The sequence below is a fragment of the Pandoraea sp. SD6-2 genome, assembly GCF_000389825.1.
GTDB lineage: Bacteria > Pseudomonadota > Gammaproteobacteria > Burkholderiales > Burkholderiaceae > Pandoraea > Pandoraea communis.
The window spans coordinates 1-24,114 of the sequence record NZ_KB944444.1 but is presented as its reverse complement, the minus strand read 5'-3'; the positions used below and the strand labels follow the sequence as shown (position 1 = coordinate 24,114).

General features: G+C 60.6%; 16 protein-coding genes and 1 pseudogene. 7 read left to right on the top strand and 10 right to left on the bottom strand.

The window, feature by feature from the left end; translation table 11 throughout:
• Positions 1-200 precede the first annotated feature (200 nt).
• Positions 201-560, top strand: a complete 360-nt coding sequence (locus tag C266_RS26220; RefSeq protein WP_010805833.1) for a DNA-binding transcriptional regulator — start codon at positions 201-203, stop codon at positions 558-560.
• 84 nt (positions 561-644) lie between these two features.
• Here C266_RS26220 and C266_RS13140 read toward each other — a convergent pair whose 3' ends face one another.
• Positions 645-1,601 (bottom strand): LysR family transcriptional regulator, encoded by a 957-nt coding sequence (locus C266_RS13140; RefSeq protein ID WP_010805832.1) that lies wholly within the window; start codon positions 1,599-1,601, stop codon positions 645-647.
• A gap of 11 nt (positions 1,602-1,612) precedes the next feature.
• Positions 1,613-2,260, bottom strand: a complete 648-nt coding sequence (locus tag C266_RS26215; RefSeq protein ID WP_010805831.1) for a TetR/AcrR family transcriptional regulator — start codon at positions 2,258-2,260, stop codon at positions 1,613-1,615.
• 629 nt (positions 2,261-2,889) lie between these two features.
• On the opposite strand from C266_RS26215, the gene C266_RS13130 reads away from it, so the two are divergent.
• The 3 genes from C266_RS13130 to C266_RS26210 all read left to right on the top strand — a co-directional run bounded on the left by C266_RS13130 (position 2,890) and on the right by C266_RS26210 (position 4,422).
• Positions 2,890-3,321: a hypothetical protein gene (locus C266_RS13130; protein ID WP_010805830.1), complete on the top strand. Its 432-nt coding sequence runs from the start codon at positions 2,890-2,892 to the stop codon at positions 3,319-3,321.
• Between the two features lie 148 nt (positions 3,322-3,469).
• On the top strand, positions 3,470-3,739 hold the full coding sequence (locus C266_RS13125) for a glycine zipper 2TM domain-containing protein (protein WP_010805829.1): 270 nt from the start codon (positions 3,470-3,472) through the stop codon (positions 3,737-3,739).
• A gap of 119 nt (positions 3,740-3,858) precedes the next feature.
• A complete protein-coding gene (locus C266_RS26210) occupies positions 3,859-4,422 on the top strand; it encodes an EF-hand domain-containing protein (RefSeq protein ID WP_010805828.1) in 564 nt (187 codons plus the stop codon).
• Between the two features lie 104 nt (positions 4,423-4,526).
• Here the strand turns inward: C266_RS26210 and C266_RS13115 are convergent, their stop codons facing one another.
• The 4 genes and pseudogenes from C266_RS13115 to C266_RS13100 all read right to left on the bottom strand — a co-directional run bounded on the left by C266_RS13115 (position 4,527) and on the right by C266_RS13100 (position 9,800).
• Complete coding sequence (locus tag C266_RS13115) at positions 4,527-5,894, bottom strand: DUF3100 domain-containing protein (protein ID WP_010805827.1); 1,368 nt, start codon at positions 5,892-5,894, stop codon at positions 4,527-4,529.
• 396 nt (positions 5,895-6,290) lie between these two features.
• Positions 6,291-7,805 carry an aldehyde dehydrogenase family protein gene (locus C266_RS13110; protein WP_010805826.1) on the bottom strand — a complete coding sequence of 505 codons (1,515 nt, stop codon included), beginning with the start codon at positions 7,803-7,805 and terminating at the stop codon, positions 6,291-6,293.
• A 102-nt stretch (positions 7,806-7,907) separates the two neighbouring features.
• Positions 7,908-8,831, bottom strand: a pseudogene (locus tag C266_RS13105) (NAD(P)-dependent oxidoreductase); the annotation flags it as partial.
• Positions 8,832-8,894: 63 nt separating this feature from the next.
• Positions 8,895-9,800, bottom strand: coding sequence for a VOC family protein (locus C266_RS13100; RefSeq protein WP_010805824.1), 906 nt, complete (start codon positions 9,798-9,800; stop codon positions 8,895-8,897).
• A gap of 241 nt (positions 9,801-10,041) precedes the next feature.
• On the opposite strand from C266_RS13100, the gene C266_RS13095 reads away from it, so the two are divergent.
• Complete coding sequence (locus tag C266_RS13095) at positions 10,042-10,971, top strand: LysR family transcriptional regulator (RefSeq protein WP_010805823.1); 930 nt, start codon at positions 10,042-10,044, stop codon at positions 10,969-10,971.
• A gap of 515 nt (positions 10,972-11,486) precedes the next feature.
• On the top strand, positions 11,487-12,551 hold the full coding sequence (locus tag C266_RS13090; RefSeq protein WP_010805822.1) for a porin: 1,065 nt from the start codon (positions 11,487-11,489) through the stop codon (positions 12,549-12,551).
• A gap of 142 nt (positions 12,552-12,693) precedes the next feature.
• Here the strand turns inward: C266_RS13090 and C266_RS13085 are convergent, their stop codons facing one another.
• Both C266_RS13085 and C266_RS13080 read right to left on the bottom strand, forming a co-directional pair.
• Positions 12,694-14,508 carry an autotransporter outer membrane beta-barrel domain-containing protein gene (locus C266_RS13085; RefSeq protein WP_010805821.1) on the bottom strand — a complete coding sequence of 605 codons (1,815 nt, stop codon included), beginning with the start codon at positions 14,506-14,508 and terminating at the stop codon, positions 12,694-12,696.
• A 562-nt stretch (positions 14,509-15,070) separates the two neighbouring features.
• Positions 15,071-17,710 (bottom strand): autotransporter outer membrane beta-barrel domain-containing protein, encoded by a 2,640-nt coding sequence (locus C266_RS13080; protein WP_168162920.1) that lies wholly within the window; start codon positions 17,708-17,710, stop codon positions 15,071-15,073.
• On the opposite strand from C266_RS13080, the gene C266_RS27775 reads away from it, so the two are divergent.
• Positions 17,693-18,520, top strand: coding sequence for a hypothetical protein (locus C266_RS27775; RefSeq protein WP_168162919.1), 828 nt, complete (start codon positions 17,693-17,695; stop codon positions 18,518-18,520). The genes C266_RS13080 and C266_RS27775 overlap by 18 nt on opposite strands.
• 969 nt (positions 18,521-19,489) lie before the next feature.
• Here the strand turns inward: C266_RS27775 and C266_RS13075 are convergent.
• Both C266_RS13075 and C266_RS13070 read right to left on the bottom strand, forming a co-directional pair.
• Complete coding sequence (locus C266_RS13075; RefSeq protein ID WP_168162918.1) at positions 19,490-22,828, bottom strand: autotransporter outer membrane beta-barrel domain-containing protein; 3,339 nt, start codon at positions 22,826-22,828, stop codon at positions 19,490-19,492.
• Positions 22,829-23,286: 458 nt separating this feature from the next.
• The coding region (locus C266_RS13070; RefSeq protein WP_010805817.1) for an autotransporter outer membrane beta-barrel domain-containing protein at positions 23,287-24,114 on the bottom strand (828 nt) is incomplete at its 5' end.

Below are 24,114 nucleotides of genomic sequence, written 5' to 3'. Positions count from 1 at the left end.
GCACACTGCGTACCTCACGTTGCTGCGTACACTCTACGGCACCTCTGACCATGAGGTGCGTAGTACTCGATAGGTGTCAGACGCGAAAATCCGGTGTGTTTTGTGAAAGCACCCAGTGGAACTATGTGGTGCAATCGATTCCGCTTGATCGACTTCGCAAGCGCCTTCTTCTCACCACTTATCGACACCCGGGTAGGACTATGGCTTACTCCAATACGCCTTCGAATCCCTTCCGCTGGCTGCTATCGCAGGACACCGGTGCGCCGCAGCCCACCGAGCCGGCACACGTCAAGAACGGCCTTCCCGCGGATCTTCCGCTCAACATCAAGGAGCTACCTCGCACGCCGCTCCCCAAACTGGAAATATTTCCTGATGAGTTGCTGGCGTTGCGCAAGCATCTGGGCATGTCGCGCAACGTCTTTGCGCATTACCTTCGTACCAATCCGCGTACGCTCGAGAACTGGGAACAGGGACGCGCGCGTCCCAACGCTCAGGCTGCCTGCCTGATTCGGCTCGTGCAACAGAACCCAGGGCTCGTCTCATCACTCGCCCGCCTCTGAAACCCACAACAAAGGGCGGCTTGCCAATACATCGGCATGCCGCCCTGATTGCATTCCGGATCGCGTGAAAGCGTGGATAGCGGGTTACGGCTTGAGGCCGCAGACCTCGCGAAGACAGGCAACGAAACGCTCACACGCCGGACTCGGTTGCTTGTCGGTACGCAGTGAATACCCAACGTCGCCAAAGCTGCCCGGCATGGTATCGGCCAACACTCGCAGCAGTCCTGCCTCCACAAACGGCGTAGCAGCGACACGCGGCATCAGCGCAACACGCGGCGTTTCCAGCATCAGCCCGATATTGGTGAGTACGGAGAGCGATTCGACCACGTCTTCGGGCAACGCGAGCCCCGCGTCGTGGAACAGACGCTCGGCAGCCAGCCGCGACGGCGACTCGGGCACCGGCAGAATCCATGACCCCTCACGTAACTCCGCAAGCGGCACGCGCTCGGGGAGCTGCGTCCAGTGACGCCTGCCGCCGACCACGCACAGCGATTCGTTGAAGAGAATTTCGTGAGTCAGCGCAAAGGCCTTGGCGACTGGCAGCGCACGCTCGGGCAAACGGCCCACGACGATATCCAGGTCTCCGCTGGCCAGCGCCGGAAAGAGTTGCGCAGTGGTCGCTTCTCGCACCGTGACAAGCACACCAGGGGCTTGTGCCTTCAGCAACGCAATCGTGCGAGGCAGCAGATCAGCCGCAGCCGAAATGAGCGTGCCCACAATCACGTGTCCGCTGGTGCCTGCGCTGAACGCATTCACTTCGTCCGTCAGATAACGCAACTCCGCCATCAGCGATTTCACGCGATGGCCAAGCAGTTCGCCCAGCTCCGTGGGCTGCACACCGCGATTGCTGCGCACGAAGAGCGGCCCTTCAAAGCAGGCTTCCATCTCATGCACGATCTTGCTCACGGCCGGTTGCGTGAGGCCGGTCTCGTTGGCGGCGCGCACGAGCGAACCCGTCTCGAGCACGCGATCAAACACCTGAAGTTGATGGAACTTGAGCTTTCGCCCGAGATTGAGGGCTGTCCAGGGAAGTGAGCGCATCGGCGTCCTGTTCAGGCCGCCGCCGCAGAGCCGGACGGTATGGCCGGCTCCGCTCCCTGCGGCATGACTGCCGAGTCCGCCGGTTCCCCCGAGAGGAAGGCCGCAACGTATTCTTCGAGCATGGCGGCATCCGGCAGCGACGCCGGATTGACATGGTGATTGACGAGGCACCCGTCGAACGTCAGCACGAGGATGTCCACCAGACGCGCGCGCCGCACGCCGTCACGCGCGAGGCTGGGCGCACAGGCCGCCAGCATGCTCGAGAGGCGTTCGCGAAACCACTGCAGCAGTGACGAATCGTAAGGATCGCCAGGGGCAACGGTGGCCAGCGCCTGCACCAGATTGTGCGAAAAGCCGTTGTCGAGTCTCGGCGTCTGAACCCAAAGACCGCCAAGCAGCGTGCGCATGCGCTCATGCGCACCATGGGCTGCCATCACCTCGGATTCCAGCACCGTAATGCGCGCCTTGAACCACTTCTCGTAGACGCAAAAGAAGACCTGCAGCTTCGCGGTGAAGTAGCTGTAGATGTTCGCATGCGAAATACCTGCGCGCTTGGCGATCTGCACCATCGTCGTGTCGACGTAGCCCTTTTCCAGAAACAGGGCGTGCGACGCTTCGAGGATGGCCAGACGAATGTCTTCTTTCTTAACTTGTGGCATGTGTAAGCCTGCGCGGATAGGCCGAGCACCTCAATCGAATTTTCTCAACGTCCGCTGAATCCAATACCGAACATCAGCGGGCACAGTATGCCAGCGCAAACGCAGCTTGCGGCGAAAACTAAGCGCAAACACTCCCCCGGACTTTCCCGATATTTCAACGCATTCAACGTGGATTGCGATGACAGACATCGCGTAATGCGCCGCGTTGTCGCGCAATAGGCGCACAAGTCTCCGAACGATGTGACGCCGTGCATGACGCGCCGGATATTTCAAAAATGAACAATTTCGATGTCATGTTTTCAAGGCGCGGGATGTGACAGGCGTTGCAGATGAAGTCATATATGAACGCGAATACGAGAACGCATACGAATGCCGTCAGGAGATGACGCATTTTGCGTACACAATGTCAGCGCATTCCTACATTGCTTTGGACTACGTTATATACGTGTTCATTGATGTGCACCGCTGATGTGCGCCGCAATAGCCACGTGAGATCCCCACCAGCACGCGCTGCCTTGGCGGATTACAAAGTCTTACAAGATCCGGCGATCCAATTCCCACAATTTGCGTCGAACCTAAGTCGAGCCATGACGACGAGCGGGGGTAAACACCGCTCTCACAAGGAGGTCATGTTGAGAACGAATGCTACGGACCGTACATCGGCAAGTCTCGTGAAGGCGCACACCGCCAGGGCAGCCGCTGCAACCGGCTTGGCCGCCGCGCTGCTGACGCTGGCCGGATGTGCCTATGAGGCGCCGCCGCAACCGCGTCTGCCGTACCGAGGCGACGAAACGACGAATCCAGCCTATCAGCCGAACTGCGGGCCGCCGCCCTATGCGGCCGGTACGCCATGCAGTCCGTACGCGGCGCCGCCGTCTCCGGCACCGGCGACAGATGCCTATGGGCGCCCCTACCCGCCAACTGACGGCTACGGGCGGCCGTACCCGTCCGACGCGCAGGGCCGGCCGTATCCGCCTGCGCCGCTTCCTCCGGCGTATCAGGAGACGTATCCGGCCAATGGCACTGGTGCACCGACACCGGGCGCCGAAACCGCCCATTAGTGCGTATGCATCGCGCCTTGCCCCGAACCGGCGGCACCGCGCGCCAGTCCCGAAAGCCGCTGCTTTTGTCGAATAGCCGGCTGAGTCTCGATGCCCGGCCTGCGCATCCCTTGGGGCTTAACGCCCCCCGTTGAAGGAGCCATACGTCATGAAAAGCACACAACGATGGATCTCGCCCATCTCACATCTCCCACGTTCGGTCGCCCCGATTCTCGTAGGCGCGGCGCTGATCGGCACGCTGGCGGGCTGCGGCGGCATGACGCCCCGCGAATCGCGTAATACGGCAGTCGGCGCCGGTGTCGGCGCGCTCGGCGGTGCCCTCATCTCCGGTGGCGACCTCGGCGCGACCGTTGGCGGCGCCGTTGTCGGCGGCGTGATCGGTAACGTCATTACCGACGACCGCGGCCGCCGCCGCTGATCGCGGCGAATCGCCCCGTCGTCCTCAGTATCGTTTTCGGGCGGCATGCGCCTCGCGTGGCATTGCGCACTCGGAACACGTGCCGCCGTCATTGCTCAAGGAATCAGGAGAAGCGCGATATGACACCCCAAGACACACTCCGCGAACGGACGCTTCGAACCCTCACGACACGACGCCTCGGACGCCAGGCTCTCGCCGCCGCCGCACTTTGTGCCGGTGCGGCTGTGTTGTCGCTCGTCGCCGCCACCGGCCATGCGCAGGGCAACCCGGCAAATGACGCCATGCGCTCCACGCCGACAGCCCCTGCATCGTCGGCAGGTCCCGACTACGGCGACGCCGCCGACCAGAACGCAGCGCTGGGCCTCTATCTGCAACGCTCGTTCGATGCCATCGACACCAATCACGACGGCAAGATCGACCGTGACGAATGGGCGGCCTATCAGCGCAGCCAGTTGCAGGCGCGCCGTGCAACGTTCGAGCGCCATTTCAAGGCGGCCGACAAGGATGGCGACGGCTATCTGAGCCGCGACGAAGTGGCCGCCGCCGAGCCGTTCCTCTATCAGCATTTCGACGAGATCGACGTCAATCACGACGGCAAGCTCTCGCCAGCCGAAATTCGCGCCTACTTCCGTCGCTACCATCAGGAACGCGCACGGGCCGACGCCGCGGCCACCAAGCCCTGATTGACGGATTCGGCCGCACAAACAAATACGCCACGGCATGCCGTGGCGTATTTGTTTTCCGAGCCAGCGCGCCGCGTGTCACCGCCACGCGCACCGGGCACGCATTACACGTGGAAGAACTCGGCGATGATCGCGGCACCGAGGAACGTACCGGCGTTCGCGAGGAACGACACGATCACAATGCGCCAGCCGAGGCGGCGGAAGGCAGGCACGTCCTTGGCGACCGACAGACCCGCGTAGGTCAGCATCGGCGTGACCAGCGCGAGGAAGTTGATCTTGCCCGTGAACTGCTCGATGACCGGTGCGAACGGGAAGGCCGGCGACGTCAGGAACATGGCGATCAGCGATACCCAGCACACCGCCGGCACCTTGCGACGCGTGACGAAGTACAGCGCTTCGCCGACGAGCACGGCGCCGATGATGATGAGCATGCCCGGTACACCGTCGAGGAACGGCGTCTTGAAGGCCAGGCTGTTACCGATAAGCGCCAACGTACCCGAGAACACCCAGGCGAACAGACGCGCGCCGAAATTCATTTCGACCGTGTGCGCCTTGCTGGCTTGCTTCAGTTCCTTGGCAGCTTCGGCATCGGCCACGGCAGCGGCTTCCGCGTTGGCGCGGCCGCGGCGGCTCATGCGGCCGAGCACCGGCTCCATCACGCGATAGCCCCACACGGCGAGCGGCAGCGAGATGAACAGCGTGAAGTACGTGCCGATAGTCGTCGTGATCAGGTTCGATGCCGCCGCGAACGTGGCGACTTCCTTGGCGACTTCCGGCGTTTGCTGTGCCGCGATGGCGCCTGCTGCCGCGGCCATCATCGAGCCCGAGCCCACGCCGGCGCCCATGGCGAGCGAATGCGGATGGAACAGGTTAAGGCTGGCGACGAAACCGGCAAACAGCGAAATGAACACCGCACCGAAGATCGTGCCCGTCAGGTACTCGGCAAGCACGCCGCGGCCTTCCGGAGAGTCGAAGCCGTACTTTTCGCCGATGATGGCGAGGCTCGGCTCACGGCCGACCGAGAAGGTCGCGCCGATGGCTTCGCGCTTGATGCCGAGCATCAGCGCTACCGGCAGACCCAGGATGATCGTGCCCACGAAGTGGCCGAATTCCTGGAACACAAGCGCCCAACCCGCAGCGACGAGCTTGGGCAGCGAGCCGCCCACGAGCAGGCCCAGCTTTGCCACGAAGAGCAGCAGCGCCGGTTGCAGAATGGCGGCAGCGCGGTGCTGCATCGGCAGGTCGATCTGCGCGAAACGCGGCAAACGCGACTGCGACAAGCCCAGCGCCGCGCCGAGCAGCAACGCCCAGACCATCGGCAACAACACGATCTTGCCGTGACCGGCCTTGATGCTGATCGCCCCGATCAGCTCCGCGATCACGAGAATCACGATCGCCCAAACATACAGGCGCACGCCATCACTGAAGGCGCCCCCTTGCGGCTTGGCCGCGTTTTGTTCCATGACTGCCATCTGGGTCTCCACTGCACTTGCTATTGAACCGGTCCGGTGCCCTCCGGTGACCCGGAAGAGACGCGAACATTTCGGTGGTTAAGGAAATTCGGCGCGTTGTCCACCCGGTCGCAAAACCCGCGGACTCCTCTCCTCGTGACGCCCGAACGAGCACCACGTTGACACGCCTCGGTGACAGCAACAGCTTTGCGCGCCGAACCACCCGAGGGCGGCATTATACGCGGTCAAAATTGCCGTTCCGGCCCCAGATCTCGCAGGCTGGAACGGTTGCCTGCCGGACGGGGTCTCACGACCTTCGTCCGGCACACAATTCACACGATTACGTCACGCTCCCGACAACAGAACGCTCGATGGCAGCACATTCGCGCGGATGGCTTCGTCCGCCTCGCCGCGCGATCAGACGTAGCCGAACGGCGTGGCCGGATTCGCTGCGGTCTCGACCCACACACTCTTCGTCTGCGTGTACTCGTAGAGCGCTTCCACGCCGCTGGAGCGGCCGTAACCGCTGTGGTTGTACCCCCCGAACGGCGACGCCACGTTAATCGTCTTGTAACCGTTGATCCAGAACGTTCCGGCGTTGACCTGCGCGGCCACACGGTGAGCGCGCGCGACATCCTGCGTCCACACGGCGCCCGCCAGACCGAATTCGCTGTCGTTGGCGATCGCCAGCGCTTCCTCTTCCGTGTCGAAGGGAATTGCCACGACGACCGGGCCGAAGATTTCGGTGCGAGCCACGCCCATCGTGTTGTTCGCGTCGGCCAGCACGGTCGGACGCACGAAGAAGCCGCCGTCGCTGCGCTGCTGCGTGCCGGCCGCCAGACGCGCGCCGCCTTGCACACCTGCGTCGATCATGTTCATCACGTGCTGATACTGCGTGCGGTTGCAGATCGGGCCGACTTCGGTGGTGTCGTCCAGCGGCGCGCCAACGCGAATCTTCTCCGCGCCGCGTGCCAGCATCTCGATCATCTGATCGTACACGCCGCGCTGAACCAGCAGACGCGAGCCCGCCACGCAGCTTTGGCCTGCGCTCGAGAAGATGGCGGCCTGGGCGCCAAGGCAGGCGCGCTTCAGATCGGCATCATTGAACACGATATTGGCGGACTTGCCGCCCAATTCGAGCACGCTCGGCAGCAGACGCTGTGCGGCGGCCGTGGCGATCTTGCTGCCCGTGGCCGGCGAGCCGACGAACACCACCTTCTTGATGACCGGATGCGAGATCGCTGCCTGACCGGTGGTGTGACCGAAGCCGGCGAGCACGTTGATGAGACCGCGCGGCACGCCCGCCTGCTCGGCAAGCGCGGCCACCACGAGCGAGCTGGCCGGCGTGAGTTCCGACGGCTTGAGCAGCACGCCGTTACCCATCGCGATGGCCGGGGCGAGTTGCCAGCCGCAGGTGAACACCGGGGCGTTCCAGGGCGTGATCTGCAACACCACGCCCATCGCTTCGCGACGCGTGTAATTCAGGTGCGTGCTCGGCACCGGGATCACGTCGCCGAAGAACTTGTCGGTCCAGCCGGCGTAGTACTCGAACATTTCCGCCACCTTGCCGACTTCACCACGGCAATCGCGGATCGGTTTGCCTGCGCCGATCGATTCGAGTTGCGCGAGCGCTTCGGCATTTTCACGGATCTTGCTGCCAACGGCCTGCATCACCCGGCCGCGCGCCGCGTGGGTCAGCGCCCACCAGGTTTTCTGCGCCGCTTGCGCGGCTTCGGCGGCCTGCGCCACGACGGCGGCACCCGCATCGCGGTAAGTCAGCACCGTCTGGCCAGTGGCCGGATTGACGATATCGATGGTCGCCTCACCCGCGCCTTCGACCAGTTCGCCATTCACGAACGAGCCGATCGTGGTGGCGTTGGGGAAGAACTTTGCGAATGCGCCGAGCAAGGCGGCGGCTTGTTGATCTGCCATGAGAAAACTCCGTGCGATGCGCCGTCCGGGGCACATCCTGTCGTCAAACAAAAAAGAAATATCGAACGCGAACGCGTGGGGCCAGCGGCCGCCCGGCAACGATTACGCGCGGCCCGGTTCGATGAACTGCACGATGCGGTTGAAATCCTCGTCGTCGCCCACCGTTGCGGCGCTCGCCGCCCACAGACGGCCAACTTCGGCCGAGAGCGGTCCCGTGGCCAGCGTGCCGGTCTGCTCCGCGAGCGCCATCGCCAGGCGCACGTCCTTGCGCATGAGCTTCATCGTGAAGCCCGAGTCGAACGCGTCGTTCAGAATCCATGTCGGGTAATTGGTCTGCGTCACGCCACTGCGGCCCGAACCGGCATTCAGGCCCTCGAGCACTTGCTCGGGCGCCACGCCGGCGGCTTTCGCCAGACGCATCGCTTCGCCCGCCACGACCAGATGGGCCGCGCACATCAGGTTGTTGATGAGCTTGGTCACGTGACCCGCGCCCACGTCGCCGATGTGCACGCGCTTGGCCGACATGGCAGCAAGCACCGGCTCGACACGGGCGATGTCGTCTGCGGAACCGCCCAGCACCATCGTGAGTGCACCGTTCAGTGCACCTTTCGGGCCGCCGGAGACCGGTGCGTCGACCAGTGCGATGCCTTTCTCGCGCAGCGTGGCTGCGAGGGCGCGCGTGCTTTCCGGGTCGGCCGTCGACGTGTCGACGACGATCAACCCCTCGCGGCCGTTCGCGGCAATGCCGTCGGCGCCGTTCACCACGGCCTCGACCACTTGCGACGTCGGCAGCGACAGCACCAGGGCGTCGGCTTCGCGGGCGAGTTCGGCGACCGAAGCCCGCAGGCCGATGCCGGCCTCGGCCAGGGCGCTACCGGCAGCCGGCGACGGATCGAACCCAAGCACTGTGAAACCGCCGCGCTGCAACGACAGCGCCATGCCGCGTCCCATATTGCCCAGTCCGACCACTCCGATGATTTTCATGTTGACTCCAGATTGACTGCGAGGATGACGCCGCCGCCACGAGCGACGCCGCGTTGCTCCGCCGGCCGGATCGTCCGGCCGCCGTTTGGAAAATTCAGGGGCACGTCAGTGCGGGTAGTTGACGAACTCCAGCACGACGTTGCCCGCAAACTCGGGCTCCACCACCAGCCCGTGCTCGTTGTAGCCGTAGGGCACGCCGTGTTCGCGCCACAGCGCCTCGACGTGAGCCAGATCCGGGGCCAGCAGCGTGATCGCCACGGCATGCGTACGCGCGGCATGCGCCATCGGCAAACCGACCGCCGCATAACGCGCTTCGGCACGCTGCGGCGAGAGCGCCCACAAGTGGCCGCAGCCGGTGTCGGCCACGGCTCCGCCGTCATAGTGATCGACGTGACGCTCGCCATATATCTGCTGCCAGCGCGTGGCGAGCGTGCGCAGGGAAAGGGGATCCGGCGTCACGTAAGTCACGCCGATGATGTTGCTCACGCCGTTCGCATGCGTCTGCCACTCGGGCACCCAGATCAGCTCGGGCCGATGTTGCTGGCAGATGAAATTCGACGCATCACCCAACGAGTCGTCGATGAACAGGCCAAGCGAGACGACGGCCTGGTCGGGCGAGCCGTCCGGTTTGCGCATCGTCCGGCGAAAATCGATGATGCCTTGTGTCTCGAGACCGGCCTGCACGAGGCGGGCGTGATCGGCGCGTGCGTCCTTGCTGTGAAGGGCAATCAGCGAAACGCCTTCTTCGCGCGCCAGAAAACTGCCGAGATAACGTCCGAAACAAAAGTCTCCGATCGCATGCGTGCCGAACTTGCGGGCGTCGTCCACGCCGATCAATTCGATGAAGTTGTCGCCGAACATCATGAGCGCGGTGACCGTGCCCCACGGGTGATACGACACCGGCGACGGGGAAAAGCCCATGCGCTCGTAGTGCGTCAGGCGCCGCGGGTGGTCATGCACCGTGACCAGCGGATGATCGACGCCAAATCGCGTGTTGCGCGGAGGAATCATCTGGTGTCTCCGATGTGACCCGGCGCCGATCCTGGCGGCCCGAGGACGCTCGCCCCCGTTATCCCTGTGCGGGCCGGCGGCTCTGAAACTGGCGCGGAATCGGACCACCTCCACCAGGCCTCGCCTGGGTTCGTTGCCCAGCAGAGGGGCCGATCCGCATGTTTCGCAGTGTGAATTGAAAAAAAACGACGCTCAATGACAACGCTTGAAGATTTTTGTTCTAAAAATTAGTCTTTAGGGTATGACACCTGCCATCACCGAAAGCCGTCTGGCGTATCTGTTCGAAGCCGTCCAATGCGGCACCGTGCGCGCCGCCGCCGACAGGCTCGACATCGCCCCCTCTGCCGTCAGCCGCCAGATCGCATTACTGGAAGCCGAACTGGCGCTGCCGCTCATCGAACGCCACAAGCGCGGCGTCCACCTGACGCAGGCCGGACGGCTGCTCATGGAGTACTACCGGGAGCAGCGCGCGCACCAGGAGGACTTGCTTGCCAAGTTGCAGGAAGTCCGCGGGCTGCGGCGCGGCCACATCCGGCTGGCTGTCGGCGAGGGATTCGTCAGCGACCTGATGGGTGCACCGTTGCAGTACTTCTGCAAGCGCTATCCCGACATCACACTAACGCTCGATCTGGCGGGCACCAACGAGGTCATGCGACTCGTGGCCGAGGACGATGCGGACATCGGGCTCGTCTACAACCCGCCGGCCGAACCCAAGATCGTGTCGCGCGCACAGATGCGTCAGCCGGTGCACGCCATCGTCGCGCCCGACTCCCCGCTGATCGCGCGAATGGACGAGACGGGAGCGCTCCGGCTCGATGCGCTCTACGACGTGCCACTCGCCCTCATGCACGGGGCTTACGGCACGCGCCAACTGATGGAACTGGCCGAGCAGTCGGAAAAGCATCGGCTCACGCCCGCGGTCACGACCAACTCGATTTCCGTCCTCAAGCATTTCGTGCGTGCGGGACTGGGCGCGACATTTCTCCCCGCGTTTGCCGTGTCGCAGGAGATCGAGGCCGGCGTGTTGCGCGCGCTGCCGGTCGATCACCCGATTCTCAATAAGGCGGAGGCGCACCTCGTCACCCGCGCCGGCCGGCGGCTGTCAGGTGCCGCCAACCGGTTGCTGACGCACCTGGCGAGCAAGATGGAAGCCTTCGGCGCACCGGACTGAAACAGCCGGCTGAAGCGGGTCGACTCGAACTTGTCTCGCCGTGCGCGCCATTTCGGTTGCGGTTAAGCAACAATCGGGCGACTAAGCCTTTCCCCGATGTTGCGTGCCGGGGAAATCGGATATAACAGAAGCCATCCGGGTGATGGGTGCCCGTTGCGTCGCACTACGACCTATGCGACGCTGCGCCGGCCCCTCACCAACCGCTCCCGGCCGCACGGCCGCGCGCAAGACAATCCGAGCTTGCGCCACGCTGTCGCAGGTCCTACGCCAGTGGACTGCCATGACAACGATCTCTGACGACCAGAGCGTGACGGCATCACTCGCAACCGCCCGCACCTCCTCATGCGGTGCCCGTTGCCCAGGCGTTCCCGCTTGCCTATTTCTCGTCACTCGTAACGAAATTTCAGGCTTTCCCGCCGACCTTTCGCATCGCCCTCGCTCGGGCGCCGCGCGACGACGACGGACATAACCACGCAAGGAAGGTGCGGGGCAAAACGCAACCTGGGGAACAGACCATGAAAAAGAAGCTCATTGCAGCAAGCCTGCTTTGCGGTATCGGCACGTTTGCGCACGCGCAATCGAGTGTGCAGCTTTATGGCCGCGTGGATGGCGGCTTTCAATTCATGAACAACCTGCAGGACGGTAAAGGCGGCACCGCATCGCGCTGGAGTGCGCAAGGTGGCGACTACGGCACCAGCCTGTTCGGCCTGCGCGGCTACGAAGACCTCGGACAGGGATTGCATGCCGTATTCAATCTGGAAGGCGGATTCCAGTTGATGAACGGCTTCAACAACAACGGCTCGGGATCGATCTTCGACCGGCGCGCACTGGTCGGTCTGAACTCCCGCTCGTGGGGGCAATTGACGCTCGGCCGCAATCTGTTCATCAGCAACGGCGTCTGGGACTTCGATCCGTTCCAACAGCAGGCGTTTTCCTCGGCGTCGCTCGTGCGAGGACGTAACTGGCCGCAGGCGAGCAATACCGTCAACTATCAAAGCCCGAACTGGTACGGCTTCGATGTCGCGGGTCAGTACGCGTTCTCCAACATCGCCGGGCAGTTCAATAACGGCCGGGGCATGGGGGCACAGTTGACGTACACGCATGACCGGTTCCAGTTGCGGGCGTTGTACGACGAAATCCGCGACACCAACGGACGCTTCACCGATGTCTTCGCCACGTCGCGCGAATACTTCGCCGGCGCGAACGTGTTCCTGAACCGTTTCACGATTTCGCTGGGCTACACCCATATGTCCGCCCCGGACGCGCCGGCCCCCGATTTCGCGACACGCGCCGATCACTATTGGGCTGGCGTGAAGTATCAGGCGACCCAGGTGTGGGCCGCGAATGCGGCGGTGTATCACGTGAATGTGCCGGGCGGCTTTGGTCACGCCACGATGTTCGAGCTGGGCACGACGTACAACCTGTCGAAGCGCACGTTCCTGTACGGCACGGTCGCTTATGTCAAGAACAGCGCAAATCAGAGCTTCTCCGTCGCGGCCATTCCGAGCGACTCGCTCGATAACCCGCCCGCAGGCAAGAGCCAGACCGGTGCTTATATCGGGGTGTCGCACTCGTTCTGATCGCGGGTGAGGTAAGCGCGAATCCGCAAGACGAAAAAAGCCGTCCGGCGTATTGCCGGACGGCTTCTCCTTTACTGCGACTGCTACTGCAACTACCTTGCGAAGTGGGCACCGGCACAAGCCGGCACCTCTCACACCAGGATTACCAGACGTACTTGAGCGAACCGGCCACGCCGGCTTGCGTTTGACCTTGGCGCACGCTGCCGTTCACGCCACCGCGAAGCGAGAGCTTCTTGCCGAGCTTCACGTCGACGCTGGTTTCCGCGCTCACGATATCGCGGCCCAACTTGTTGCCCGTGACGGTCATCTTGCCGGCATTCGCGGCGTTGGCGAGTGCCACGTCCATCGACGGCGCGGCATGCGCCAGTTCGCGCTCGTAAGAAATACGCAGCGACGGCGTGACGCTGTGCGACTCGTCGCCGAACGCCTTCCACAGACGCGCGCCAATGCCCACCCGTGCCGAGTTGAAGTTGCTGCCGTCGACCTTGAGACCGGCATCGCCGTTTTCGGTGAAGCCCTTCACCGAGGTGTTCGACACCTTGAGGGTGATGCTCGGATCGATGTTCACGGCGCGTGTGACGATGTGCTTGCCGAACTGTGCGAAGCCGCCCACGGTCGTAGCGTTCGTCTTGCCGCTCAGGCCATAGACTTCGCCATCCAGTTTCGGCGCACGCTGGCTCTTGATGCTGTGCGCGCTATACGACACACCACCGTTAGCGAACCAGCCATCGACTTCGTGGGCGCCATACAGACCGACGCTGTACGTGCTCACCTTCGACGAGGCGCTCTGACTATTCTCGCCTCTGGCGTCGGCGGTCGCATCGCCGTAGCCTACTGCCACACCGACTCGCGTGTTGTTCTTCTTAACGTCGACGCCCGTCACAATACCGGCACCGCGCATGGAGAAGCCCGCAATATCACCGCGCGCCCGTCCGGTCGTCTGAGCGCCCATGGCTTGCGCCCAGGTGGAGATGCCGCTCGCCGTCGATTCGATGTCCGTCGGCTGCATAAACGCATCGTCGCCCGACAGACGGTCTTGCATACCCCTGCGGAACAGGTCGGCATTCTGTTGCGCGGCGTTGGCCATTTGAGTCAAGACCACGCCCGAGGCCATAGCTTGTGCTACCGGGTCGACCTGCGGTTGCCCAAGGGCATCTTCTTCAGCCGGATTTTCAAGCGAATCGGCAGCGAGATCGTCAGACTCGACCGTGCCACTCTCGGGCGTCGGGGCTTCCGGCTCCCCACTGTCCTCGTTCTTCCCGCTCGTGTTTCTATCGACGATGCCAGATTCCGCTTGCTCATCGAGCTTCGGCACGTCTGTTTCTTTCTGTGCAGACGCATCGTCTCGCAACGCCTTGATTGTCTCGGCTCTGAATTCCCTCATCTCTTCTCGCTTCGCGTCAGCCGCCACCGTGCGCAACGTTGCCTTAGCTACCGCTTCGATACGTTCCTTCTTCCCTGCCTTCTCGGCCGCGAGATTGTCCTGCGCAGATTTCAAGGCGCTTTCCGCTTCACGTTTCGCATTCTCTGCGTCAATGAGCCTTTGCGGTGATCTGACGAGTCTCTCCCACACGTTCAACCCTTCTCGCACCTTATCCAACTGCTTGCTTGCGGCGTCGGAACGCATTTTCACCGTGGCGACGTCCCGATTGGCTTGCGCCACACGCGCAACCTGCTCGTCGAGCAAACGGTTCGCATGCGCACGATCCCTGCGCGATTCGAGGAAGTCCGGCGTCACAAAGCGTCGCGCGATATCAGCAAATCGCGGCCGCTTCTTTTCTTCGACCGTCATTTCACTGAGAACCTCCGCAGCCACGCCGCCGGAAGCAAGCGTACCGCCCGTCAACACCAGAGCCGCCGCGCCCGCCATCGCGGTGCGATGCAGTCGGCGCGCCATTGCGTCCGCCTTATCGTGCTGATACGTCTGTGCTGCTACGTCGATACGGTTTGCATTCATGCGCTACGTCCCTCTTCAATTCGTGATTGGCAGATATCGAACAACAACACGCAAGTTGCGTTGCATTCGATGAGTGACATGAATCGTAGGACGCAATTAACGTATTAACAGTCTTCGGGATGCCGCATTGGGAAATCCCCCATCCAAAAACCCGATCTTGGGACATATCCCATGAAATTTATGGCGCGAATCACCACTCACCACGATGATATTATTGAATTCCACCAAAGCAAGCCAATTTTCTAGCGCTTCTCCATCAAATTCACGCCCCATGACGGAATGACTCATTGAGCCGTAGATTGCACATTGAACGAATGTGGCCCGTTCATCCGATGGTGAATCATCAGTTATCCGATCTAACGTCATTTTCGATTTTTCTATTTCATCCCAAGGCGCTCGCATTCAAATGTAAAAAACCCCCGTTACCGATGAGTAACGGGGGTTTTGACCCAATGGCATTAAACGGTCGACGCATCGATCAAGACTGTCCGACGCGTCACCCAGATCCCGTTGGGAAAGATCCACGCCTTCCCCTCACGAGGAAAGCGTCCTGCCGACTGCCTTAGAAGCGATACTTCGCCGAGATACCACCGCCCAGCGCGCTCTCGCCCTTACGCACGCTGACGTTACCGCCCACGCGCACTTCCAGTTGCTTCTTGAGCTGCATGTCCAGGCCCAGGTCCGCCGTGAAGATATCCTTGCCCAGCTTCGGACCCTTCACCGTGAAGCTGCTCGGCGCGCCGTAGATCGCATTCGTCAGGCTGCTCTGCGTCTTGCCGAACTCGTGCTCGTACGACAGGCGCAGCGACGGCGCTACCTTGCCCCCTGCAATGCTTGCCACTTCGCTCCACAGACGCACACCCAACACACCGCGCGTCGACGTCTGCGACTGCGAGCCAACCTTCAGACCGTCGTTGCCCGATCCGTCACGGTTCGTCTCGTCGAACGCTTTCAAACGCGTCGACGCCACACGCACACCCACCGACGGGTCGATGTTCACACCCGACACCTCAAAGCGCTTACCCACTTCACCGAACATGCCGAACGTCTGTCCGCTCGTCTTGCCCGCCACGCGGGCCGACGCGTTACGGGCGGCCACCGTGCGATCCGTCTTCACGCTGTGATTCGTGTACGACGCACCGCCGTTGACGAACCAGTTCGAACCCGTCAGGTGCGAGCCGTACAGACCCACGCTCACGCTGTTGACCTTCGACTCGCCCGGCAGACCCTTCGCCTTCGACTCCTGATTGCCAAAGCCAATCGAGCCACCCACCAACGTGTTCTGATTCAAGCGCTTGTCAACACCGATCGCACCGTCCAGACCCTTCACGTCGAACGACATGCCGTCGCCGCGCTGGCTCGTCTTGCCTCCGTTGAACGACGCCCAACCGGCGATGCCGTTATCGGTCACCATCGCACCGTTCGCGGTCTTGTCGTCGAACATCGCCCCGCCGGCGATCATCCGCGTTTGCATGCCGCGCTGGAACGACGTCGCTGCCGCTTGCGCTGCCACAGCGTTGTTCACCAGCGACTCACCCGAGAGCATACGAGCCGAACGGCGTTGCTCTTCCGTGCCTGCCGTTTGCAGGGCCATGGCCGACAGCACCTTGCCGCCGATCTTGCCCGACGCCAGATCACCCACCATCGCGCCGTCAACCGACGCCAGTACCGCTTGCTCGTTGGCGCTGTAACCACCGTCGGCCGCCAAGAACTTCACGATGTTCTTGTCCGTGATCTTCGTGCCCGTGCCCGGCTCGATAGTTGGTGTTTCCGGTCCAACATTCGGACCATCCGGGTCCTTAATCGTCGGATCCGGTTGCTTACCGCCGGTGATGCTACCCACGGTGAATTCGACGCCGGTCACTTCTGCGTCACCTTCAGCGCTCACCACTTCAAACGTGTCCACGAGATCTTGAATTTCGATGTCGGCGGCAGCGGTAACGTCAAGCGTCGTGTTGCCGAAATCGCTGCTTTCCGAGACGTGAATCTGGCCACCGCTCAGCTTGCCTTCGACTTTCTCGATGCGCGACTTGATCTTCGCGCCCGCCTCGGACGCGTAGGTGCCCACCTCGAGCTTGTTCATTCCGAGATCCAGCGTGCCGTCGTTCTGCAGGTTATTCACGCCGCTCACATCCGTGCTCAGTGCGATCGTGCCCGCCTTGGCGACGTTCACGGCCCCCGAACCCAGCGCGTTGGGATGTGCTGCCGTCAGCTTACCGCCTTGAACACTCAGGTTCGTCACACCGCTCTGATCGCCGGACAACGTCAGGTTGCCCGTGCCGACCTTGACCACGTTCGAGCCGACCGGTTGCGAAGTCAGCACGTTCGCGTGCAAAACGTTCGGATATGACTGCGTACCCGGCTTTGCCGCTTCACGAGAGATATTGCCTTCGAAGTGGTCGTCGTTGCCCAGTTCTCCGAGCATCAGCACCGTATTGCCAGTAACCACGTCGCCCTTGCCGGTCAGCGAACCGATGGTGAGCGAGTTTTCAGGCTTGCCGGCGCCAGCGTCAATGTCGGTAATCGCAATTTCAGAAACGTCCAACGAACCGCCATGCAATGTGATCGACGCGTTGGTGGCAGTGGTTTTGCCGGTCATCTTGACGGCGCCCTCGTTGGCCAGTGCCAAACTTTGGAGCTTCGTGTCGGTGAGAGTCAGTTCGCCGTCTTGAAGGTTGGCGATGAGTGCTTTGCCGCCGTCCGACTCTGTGATAGTCGCCTTGCCGGCATTGACCAGCTTCATGTCTTGAAGTTGCGTTTCGCTGATCGCAAGATCGCCGCCCAGCCAATTTGCGAGCGTTGCCTTGCCGCCCTTCGACTTGGCAATGGTCGTCGTGCCAGCGCTTTGCAAAGCCACCTCATTGAGATTCGTGTTCTCGACAGTCAGTGTCCCTTGGTTAAAGACAAGGGCAGCACCACCGTCCGACAATTTCATCTCCTGCTTTTGTAAATTGTTTTCAGGGTCGATAACCTCGTTGCCCTGATCGTCGAAAACACCGACTTCCTTGCCTTTGATGGTGACCGTCCCGCCTGCCACATTCTTCAGCTCCGCAGTGCTCAGATCGGACGCCGTGAAAGTGAGAGCACCGGCATTGGTAATGTCGGCTTCACCCGCAGACGAGTCTTCGAACTCGAGCTTGGCGCCAAGCTGTTCGGTAAGTTCCGGGAGTGCGCTGAGATCGGCGTGGACGTTGGCCTCCATAGCAGCCTCACGTTCGACCACCCGATCGGCAACATCTTCACTCGTCACCGCACGAGCGACAGTGATCTTGCTGTTCCCGGCATCAGAACCCTTGTTGAATTCCAAGCTGGCACCGCTGTAGAGATCGATCTTAGCGTTGCCGGCGCTCGTCCCATCTCCAAATGCAATCTTGGCGCCCTCATCCGCCTTGTTAATGGCAACCGCAACGTCAGCGCTCCCAGCGACCAGCGTCACGTTATCGCCCTTGATGCCACCTCTGGCATCTTTGGCTTGGTCCTCGAAGTGCAGAACACCCTTTTTACCGAGCGTCACCGAAAGCGCTCCGTTGCCTTCGGTTTCGATGAACTGATGAATGTTCAGAGCGCCTTCCACAACCTGAACATCGTGCTTGGCGCCGTCGAGTGCGCGAAGCGTGGCGATTTCACGAGTCTTGATCCCCTGCGCTGCCGCAACACCATGAATCGCGTCGGATGCTCCGCCCGAAAAACTGCCGATTTCGAGGGTGGCGGCCTGGACAATCTTGTCGTGACCAGCAGCCAGCGCTGTTTCGTTCACGAAAGTCTGCAGATTTTTATCGTTCCAGGTCAGGACACCACTGTTCTTTTCAGCATTAGCCGCGTTCGCGTTAAGCAGGAACGTCTTTTCGGTGAGGTGCTTGTATTCCTCTTCGCTAGCGGCACCGCCCAGCGAAGCAGCCTTGTGCTTCAGGAGTTCAAGATGTTGCTGCGCTTCGACGACGGCTGTCTTTGCAGGATCGACAAGTCCGTCAACGGCGCTTTTCTCCACGTGGGCACTCAGCGCCTTGCTTGAGGCGTGGTCGGACTTGATTTCTGCGGGACTGCTGATGTCGTCCACCTTGCGCATAAACGCGGTGAGGAAACCTTCGTATTCCGCATGCCACGCCTTGTTCGCAGCGTCACTCCCCCTCACCTTAACGAGTCTACTGACTTCGACTTTAATTCTCTCTGCCACCGGCTTAAGATTCGAAAATTTCGTCGCATCGTCAACATTCTCGTCAGAGAGAATCCTCTCAACTTGCCGAGCGAATGCTTCGTATCTTTTTACGTTATCAAGCTTCGTTTGCTTTTCCAGTAACGCATTCTCTGCGACAACGGTCAGCCCGCTTTCTGCTTTTGTCAGCTCAGTGACTCTTGCTTCTCTGGTTTCTTCCCACGTCGGGGTTGCCACCGCATACCCCGGCAGCGCTGCTGCCGTCACCACAGCCGCGACGGCCATGCAAATTTTCGTCTGACGCAGAGCGTTCGACTTCGGATGGTTCTTTTGCATTCGATAATCCACAATTTAATTCGTGAAAATGATGAATTGCTTCATCGCACTCCAGACACGGCACTACGACCTGCGTCAAGGCTCACGAAGTCTAAAAGCCGGACTATCGAAATCGATGCAAAAACACTCGGATTTGATACTTAACCCAAGAGATCGTTTTTTTGTTGATTTGCGGCAAATCCCAATAAATCTGAAATTTAACTATTGATTAATCCCAATAAAACGTACTTCATCGTCAGAAATCTCCCAATCACGCAAAAAATGCGGCACGCAAACAACGGATGACGGAGCGAAGCAAGTCGTTTCCCATCGACACATTCCCTCCCCGCGTCACGTGGTCTCCAACACATTTCACTTCCGCGAGAAGGGCAGGCGCCGTTACCGAACGCCGAAAATAAAAAAACCGCCGTGCCCTTTCGGGAACGACGGGTTTCTTGTCGTCAACGCTGACGGGAAGCGTGATGCTCCGGCCGCCTACGTCAACGTTCAGGCTCAGAAGCGATACTTCGCCGAGATACCACCGCCCAGCGCGCTCTCGCCCTTACGCACGCTGACGTTACCGCCTGCGCGCACCTCCAGTTGCTTCTTGATCTGCATGTCTACGCCCAGATCCGCCGTGAAGATATCTTTGCCCAACTTCGGCCCCTTCACCGTGAAGCTGCGCGGCGCGCCATAGATCGCATTCGTCAGGCTACTCTGCGTCTTGCCGAACTCGCGCTCATAAGACAGGCGCAGCGACGGGGCCACCTTGCCACCCGCGATGCTCACCACTTCGCTCCACAGACGCACGCCCACCACACCGCGCGTCGAGGTCTGCGATTGCGAGCCCACCTTCAGGCCGTCGTTGCCTTCGCTGTAACTGTTCGTTTCGTTGAACGCATTCAGACGCGTCGACGCCACGCGCACACCCACCGACGGATCGATGTTCACACCCGACACGTCGAAGCGCTTACCGACTTCACCGAACATGCCGAACGTCCGACCGCTCGTCTTACCCGCCAGACGTGTCGCCGCAAAACGTGCCGACACCGTGCGATCTGTCTTTACACTGTGATTCGTATACGACACCGCGCCGTTGACGAACCAGTTCGCGCCAGTCAGGTGCGAGCCGTACAGACCCACGCTCACGCTGTTGACCTTCGACTCGCCCGGCAGACCCTTCGCCTTCGACTCCTGATTGCCAAAGCCAATCGAGCCACCCACCAACGTGTTCTGATTCAGGCGCTTGTCAACACCGATCGCACCGTCCAGACCCTTCACGTCGAACGACATGCCGTCGCCGCGCTGGCTCGTCTTGCCTCCGTTGAACGACGCCCAACCCGCGACGCCGTTATCGGTCACCATCGCACCGTTCGCGGTCTTGTCGTCGAACATCGCCCCGCCGGCGATCATCCGCGTTTGCATGCCGCGCTGGAAAGACGTGGTAGCGGCTTGCGCTGCCACAGCGTTGTTCACCAGCGATTCGCCTGAGAGCAAATGTGCCGAACGACGTTGTTCGGCCGTATCCGCCGTTTGCAGCGCCATCTCCGAGAGCACCTTGCCGCCGATCTTGCCGGAGGTCAGATCGCCAACGCTCACGCCATCCACCGACGCCAGTACCGCTCGCTTATTCGCGGTGTAGCGGCCGTTGGCCGCAAGGAAATTGACGGCATTCCTTGAGGTGATTTTCGTCGATTCATTCGTCTGGTCGCGGCCAGGAACGCTAACGCTACCGAACGTCGTCGTTCCGGGGGTCACCTTCGCCCCCTCGGCAGCGGTCACCACCTCGAACGTGTTTTCGACATCGGAAAGTTTGATGCCATCGTCGACGGCAACCGCCAAGGCCGTATTGCTGAAGTCGCTATCCTTCTCGACATAAATCGTGCCCCCCGCGAAGCCATCACCGACCTTGGCAACACGCGATTTGATCTTTGCGCCAGCGCTCGACGTGTAGCTCTCTACGCTGAGCCTATTCGTCCCCAGATCAATTTCGCCGGCATTCTCGATTGCCTTAACGCCCGAGACACTCGGAGCCTGAATGGCAACCGCACCTGCGGCGGCAATCGATACGCTCCCCGAACCGAGGGCGTTTTCATGCTGCGCCGTCAGCTTGCCACTTTGAACATTGATGGCATTGACTTGACTCTGGTCATTCGTGAACGTCAGGTTACCGGTGCCGACTTTCGTGACGGACGTGGTAAGCCCCCTGTTTAACGATTCCAATCTTTCGCGAAGGGCTTTGTCAAGGCCACTCTCCTGCGGACCCGCCGGGGCGGTCTTCATAATCCGGCCGTTGAATACATCGTCCCGATTCAATGAGCCAAGCGTGAGGGCCGTAGTACCGGCGATGACATTGCCAACGCCGGACAGCGAACCAATCGTGACGGCCTTTTCAGTGCCCGTGTCAGTCGCCGAAAAAGTATTTGCGGACGTAGACTTACCCACGCCCGTAACATCCAGCGTGCCGCCGAGCATACTGACGACAGCCTCACTCGCAGTGGTCGTGCCCTGCAAATATGCGGTGCCAGTGTTTTTCAAAGTCATGCGTTCAAGGTCTGTATCGAAGAATTTCACCGTTCCATTCCGCATATTGTCGACCGTCGCCATTCCGCCATGTGCCCCGTCGAATTCGAGCCGCCCCGAGTTGCCGATAATTGAAGACTTGGCATTGGCCCCGACAAAGGTTGCAATACCACCATCTTTAATTGTTATCTTACTGTCACCGGCGTCGGAACCAATATCGAACGTTAGTTCTCCACGATAATTGATCTCAAGAAACGCAGATCCCGCGCTGGTGCCATCTTGGAACTCAATGAAACCCCCATCTCCGATCGCATTGGCCTTAGGATCGGTAAATATTTCCACATTGGCGGCTTTAATACCGTCGCCATTTTTCTCGAATGTCAGATTTCCGTCTCTTCCAACAAGAATCCCCAGGCGTCCCGCACCTTCAATGCCCTTGTGGATATTCAGTTGACCATTCTCGATCTTCATCACGTGATCTGCCGTCTCCAGAACATTCAATGTACCGACATCTCGCTTTGCATCGTTCGCTCCGGTGATTGGATTCGATGAACGCCCGGAACGATGCGTGATCTCAAGAGTGGTTTTCTCGTCGACAGAGCGGCTGCTGACACCGTCACTGTAGGGCAGACCATTCAAGGTATCGTTTTCCCACTTGACGGTGTTGTCTTCGCCGGCCCTCAACTCGTATCGGTTGACGGGCTTATCCTGGGGCTCGCCGGCGTCTTTCAAGGACTTTCTGACTTCGGCAATCTGCTGCGAAATCTCCCGATGGGCATTCGAGGCTTGGTCTGCCTCACTTGTGGCCCGTCCGGAGCGCTCGGTGTTAGACAGAAAATCTCTAAATTCCTGAATTCTCTCGGTTTTGTCACCAGCCTCCGCGTTCAAGACTTTATCCATGTGTGTTTTGACATTCCTCAAATCAGTCACACTCGCCCGCTGGATATGCGTCGGCTCATCCCCACCTCCTCCATTCCCCGCATTTCCTAGAGCATTAGAAATCGCAGTGGCCACCTCATTGAGCGCCGCATTTCTTTCTTCCTCAACTTCAATATTTAGGATTTTTTTGAGGGATGCTGCATCATGAATCCAGCTTGTTGCATTTAGATACGCCTCGTTATTCTCGTTACGCTGCGTCTCCAGATCTTTGAGTTGCGACTTCCAATCGCTGATTTTCTGGCTACTTCCTTGCTGCGTGGCAACGCGCGCTTTTTTCCTCTCATCCGCCTCGACTATGGTCGGAAATGATGCGGCTGCCGCCATCGTCGCCACTGCCACGTAGATCTTTGTTTGACGAAGCACGCCAACCTTTGAATTCTGTCGCTGCATTTGATACCCCCAACATTTCATTAACAAAAATCGACGACTACGTCCACCGTTACTCTGAGAGCGGCACACTGGTCACCAAAGGAGTATCGATTTTAGGATCAGAAATATCTGAAATTTCAAATTCCGCCTTGTATTGGGCGCATTCCTATAAAGTAAATCCACTAACATTAATTGGGTAAATTCCCAAAAACCAACTTAAATCCTTATAAACACTACTTAAGAGCGATAACTCTTCGTTGAAATTTCTGGGAGCGGATCACCACAAAAGACGCACATAGCGGATGCGACAGAACATATGTGCAGTCCCCCAACACCCCATCGCCACAGCATTGCCTTGAGGCAACCATTCGCGATGAGACATAAAAAAACCCGTCGCGCCCTTTCAGGCACGACGGGTTTCTTGTCTTCAACGCTGACAGCAGACGCGATGTTCCGGCCGCCTGCGTCGACGCTCTGGCTCAGAAGCGATACTTCGCCGAGATACCGCCACCCAGCGCGCTCTCGCCCTTGCGCACGCTGACGTTACCGCCCACGCGCACTTCCAGTTGCTTCTTGAGCTGCATGTCCAGGCCCAGGTCCACCGTGAAAATGTCCTTGCCCAGCTTCGGACCCTTCACCGTGAAGCTGCTCGGCGCGCCGTAGATCGTGTTCGTCAGGCTGCTCTGCGTCTTGCCGAACTCGTGCTCGTACGACAGGCGCAGCGACGGCGCTACCTTGCCCCCTGCAATGCTTGCCACTTCGCTCCACAGACGCACACCCAACACACCGCGCGTCGACGTCTGCGACTGCGAGCCCACCTTCAGACCGTCGTTGCCCGATCCGTCACGGTTCGTCTCATCGAACGCTTTCAAACGCGTCGACGCCACACGCACACCCACCGACGGATCGATGTTCACACCCGACACCTCAAAGCGCTTACCCACTTCACCGAACATGCCGAACGTCTGTCCGCTCGTCTTGCCCGACAGGCGGGCCGACGCGTTACGCGCGGCCACCGTGCGATCCGTCTTCACGCTGTGATTCGTGTACGACGCACCGCCGTTGACGAACCAGTTCGAACCCGTCAGGTGCGAGCCGTACAGACCCACGCTCACGCTGTTGACCTTCGACTCGCCCGGCAGACCCTTCGCCTTCGACTCCTGATTGCCAAAGCCAATCGAGCCACCCACCAACGTGTTCTGATTCAAGCGCTTGTCAACACCGATCGCACCGTCCAGACCCTTCACGTCGAACGACATGCCGTCGCCGCGCTGGCTCGTCTTGCCTCCGTTGAACGACGCCCAACC

Bases quoted from the DNA above. Each gene is read 5' to 3' on its own strand.
- C266_RS26215 (WP_010805831.1), bottom strand. From the start codon at position 2,260: ATGCCACAAGTTAAGAAAGAAGACATTCGTCTGGCCATCCTCGAAGCG.
- C266_RS13095 (WP_010805823.1), top strand. From the start codon at position 10,042: ATGACACCTGCCATCACCGAAAGCCGTCTGGCGTATCTGTTCGAAGCC.
- C266_RS13075 (WP_168162918.1), bottom strand. From the start codon at position 22,828: ATGCAGCGACAGAATTCAAAGGTTGGCGTGCTTCGTCAAACAAAGATC.
- C266_RS13085 (WP_010805821.1), bottom strand. From the start codon at position 14,508: ATGAATGCAAACCGTATCGACGTAGCAGCACAGACGTATCAGCACGAT.
- C266_RS13090 (WP_010805822.1), top strand. From the start codon at position 11,487: ATGAAAAAGAAGCTCATTGCAGCAAGCCTGCTTTGCGGTATCGGCACG.
- C266_RS13125 (WP_010805829.1), top strand. From the start codon at position 3,470: ATGAAAAGCACACAACGATGGATCTCGCCCATCTCACATCTCCCACGT.
- C266_RS13080 (WP_168162920.1), bottom strand. From the start codon at position 17,710: ATGGAGGCCAACGTCCACGCCGATCTCAGCGCACTCCCGGAACTTACC.
- C266_RS13100 (WP_010805824.1), bottom strand. From the start codon at position 9,800: ATGATTCCTCCGCGCAACACGCGATTTGGCGTCGATCATCCGCTGGTC.
- C266_RS13140 (WP_010805832.1), bottom strand. From the start codon at position 1,601: ATGCGCTCACTTCCCTGGACAGCCCTCAATCTCGGGCGAAAGCTCAAG.
- C266_RS13115 (WP_010805827.1), bottom strand. From the start codon at position 5,894: ATGGCAGTCATGGAACAAAACGCGGCCAAGCCGCAAGGGGGCGCCTTC.
- C266_RS26210 (WP_010805828.1), top strand. From the start codon at position 3,859: ATGACACCCCAAGACACACTCCGCGAACGGACGCTTCGAACCCTCACG.
- C266_RS26220 (WP_010805833.1), top strand. From the start codon at position 201: ATGGCTTACTCCAATACGCCTTCGAATCCCTTCCGCTGGCTGCTATCG.
- C266_RS13110 (WP_010805826.1), bottom strand. From the start codon at position 7,805: ATGGCAGATCAACAAGCCGCCGCCTTGCTCGGCGCATTCGCAAAGTTC.
- C266_RS13130 (WP_010805830.1), top strand. From the start codon at position 2,890: ATGTTGAGAACGAATGCTACGGACCGTACATCGGCAAGTCTCGTGAAG.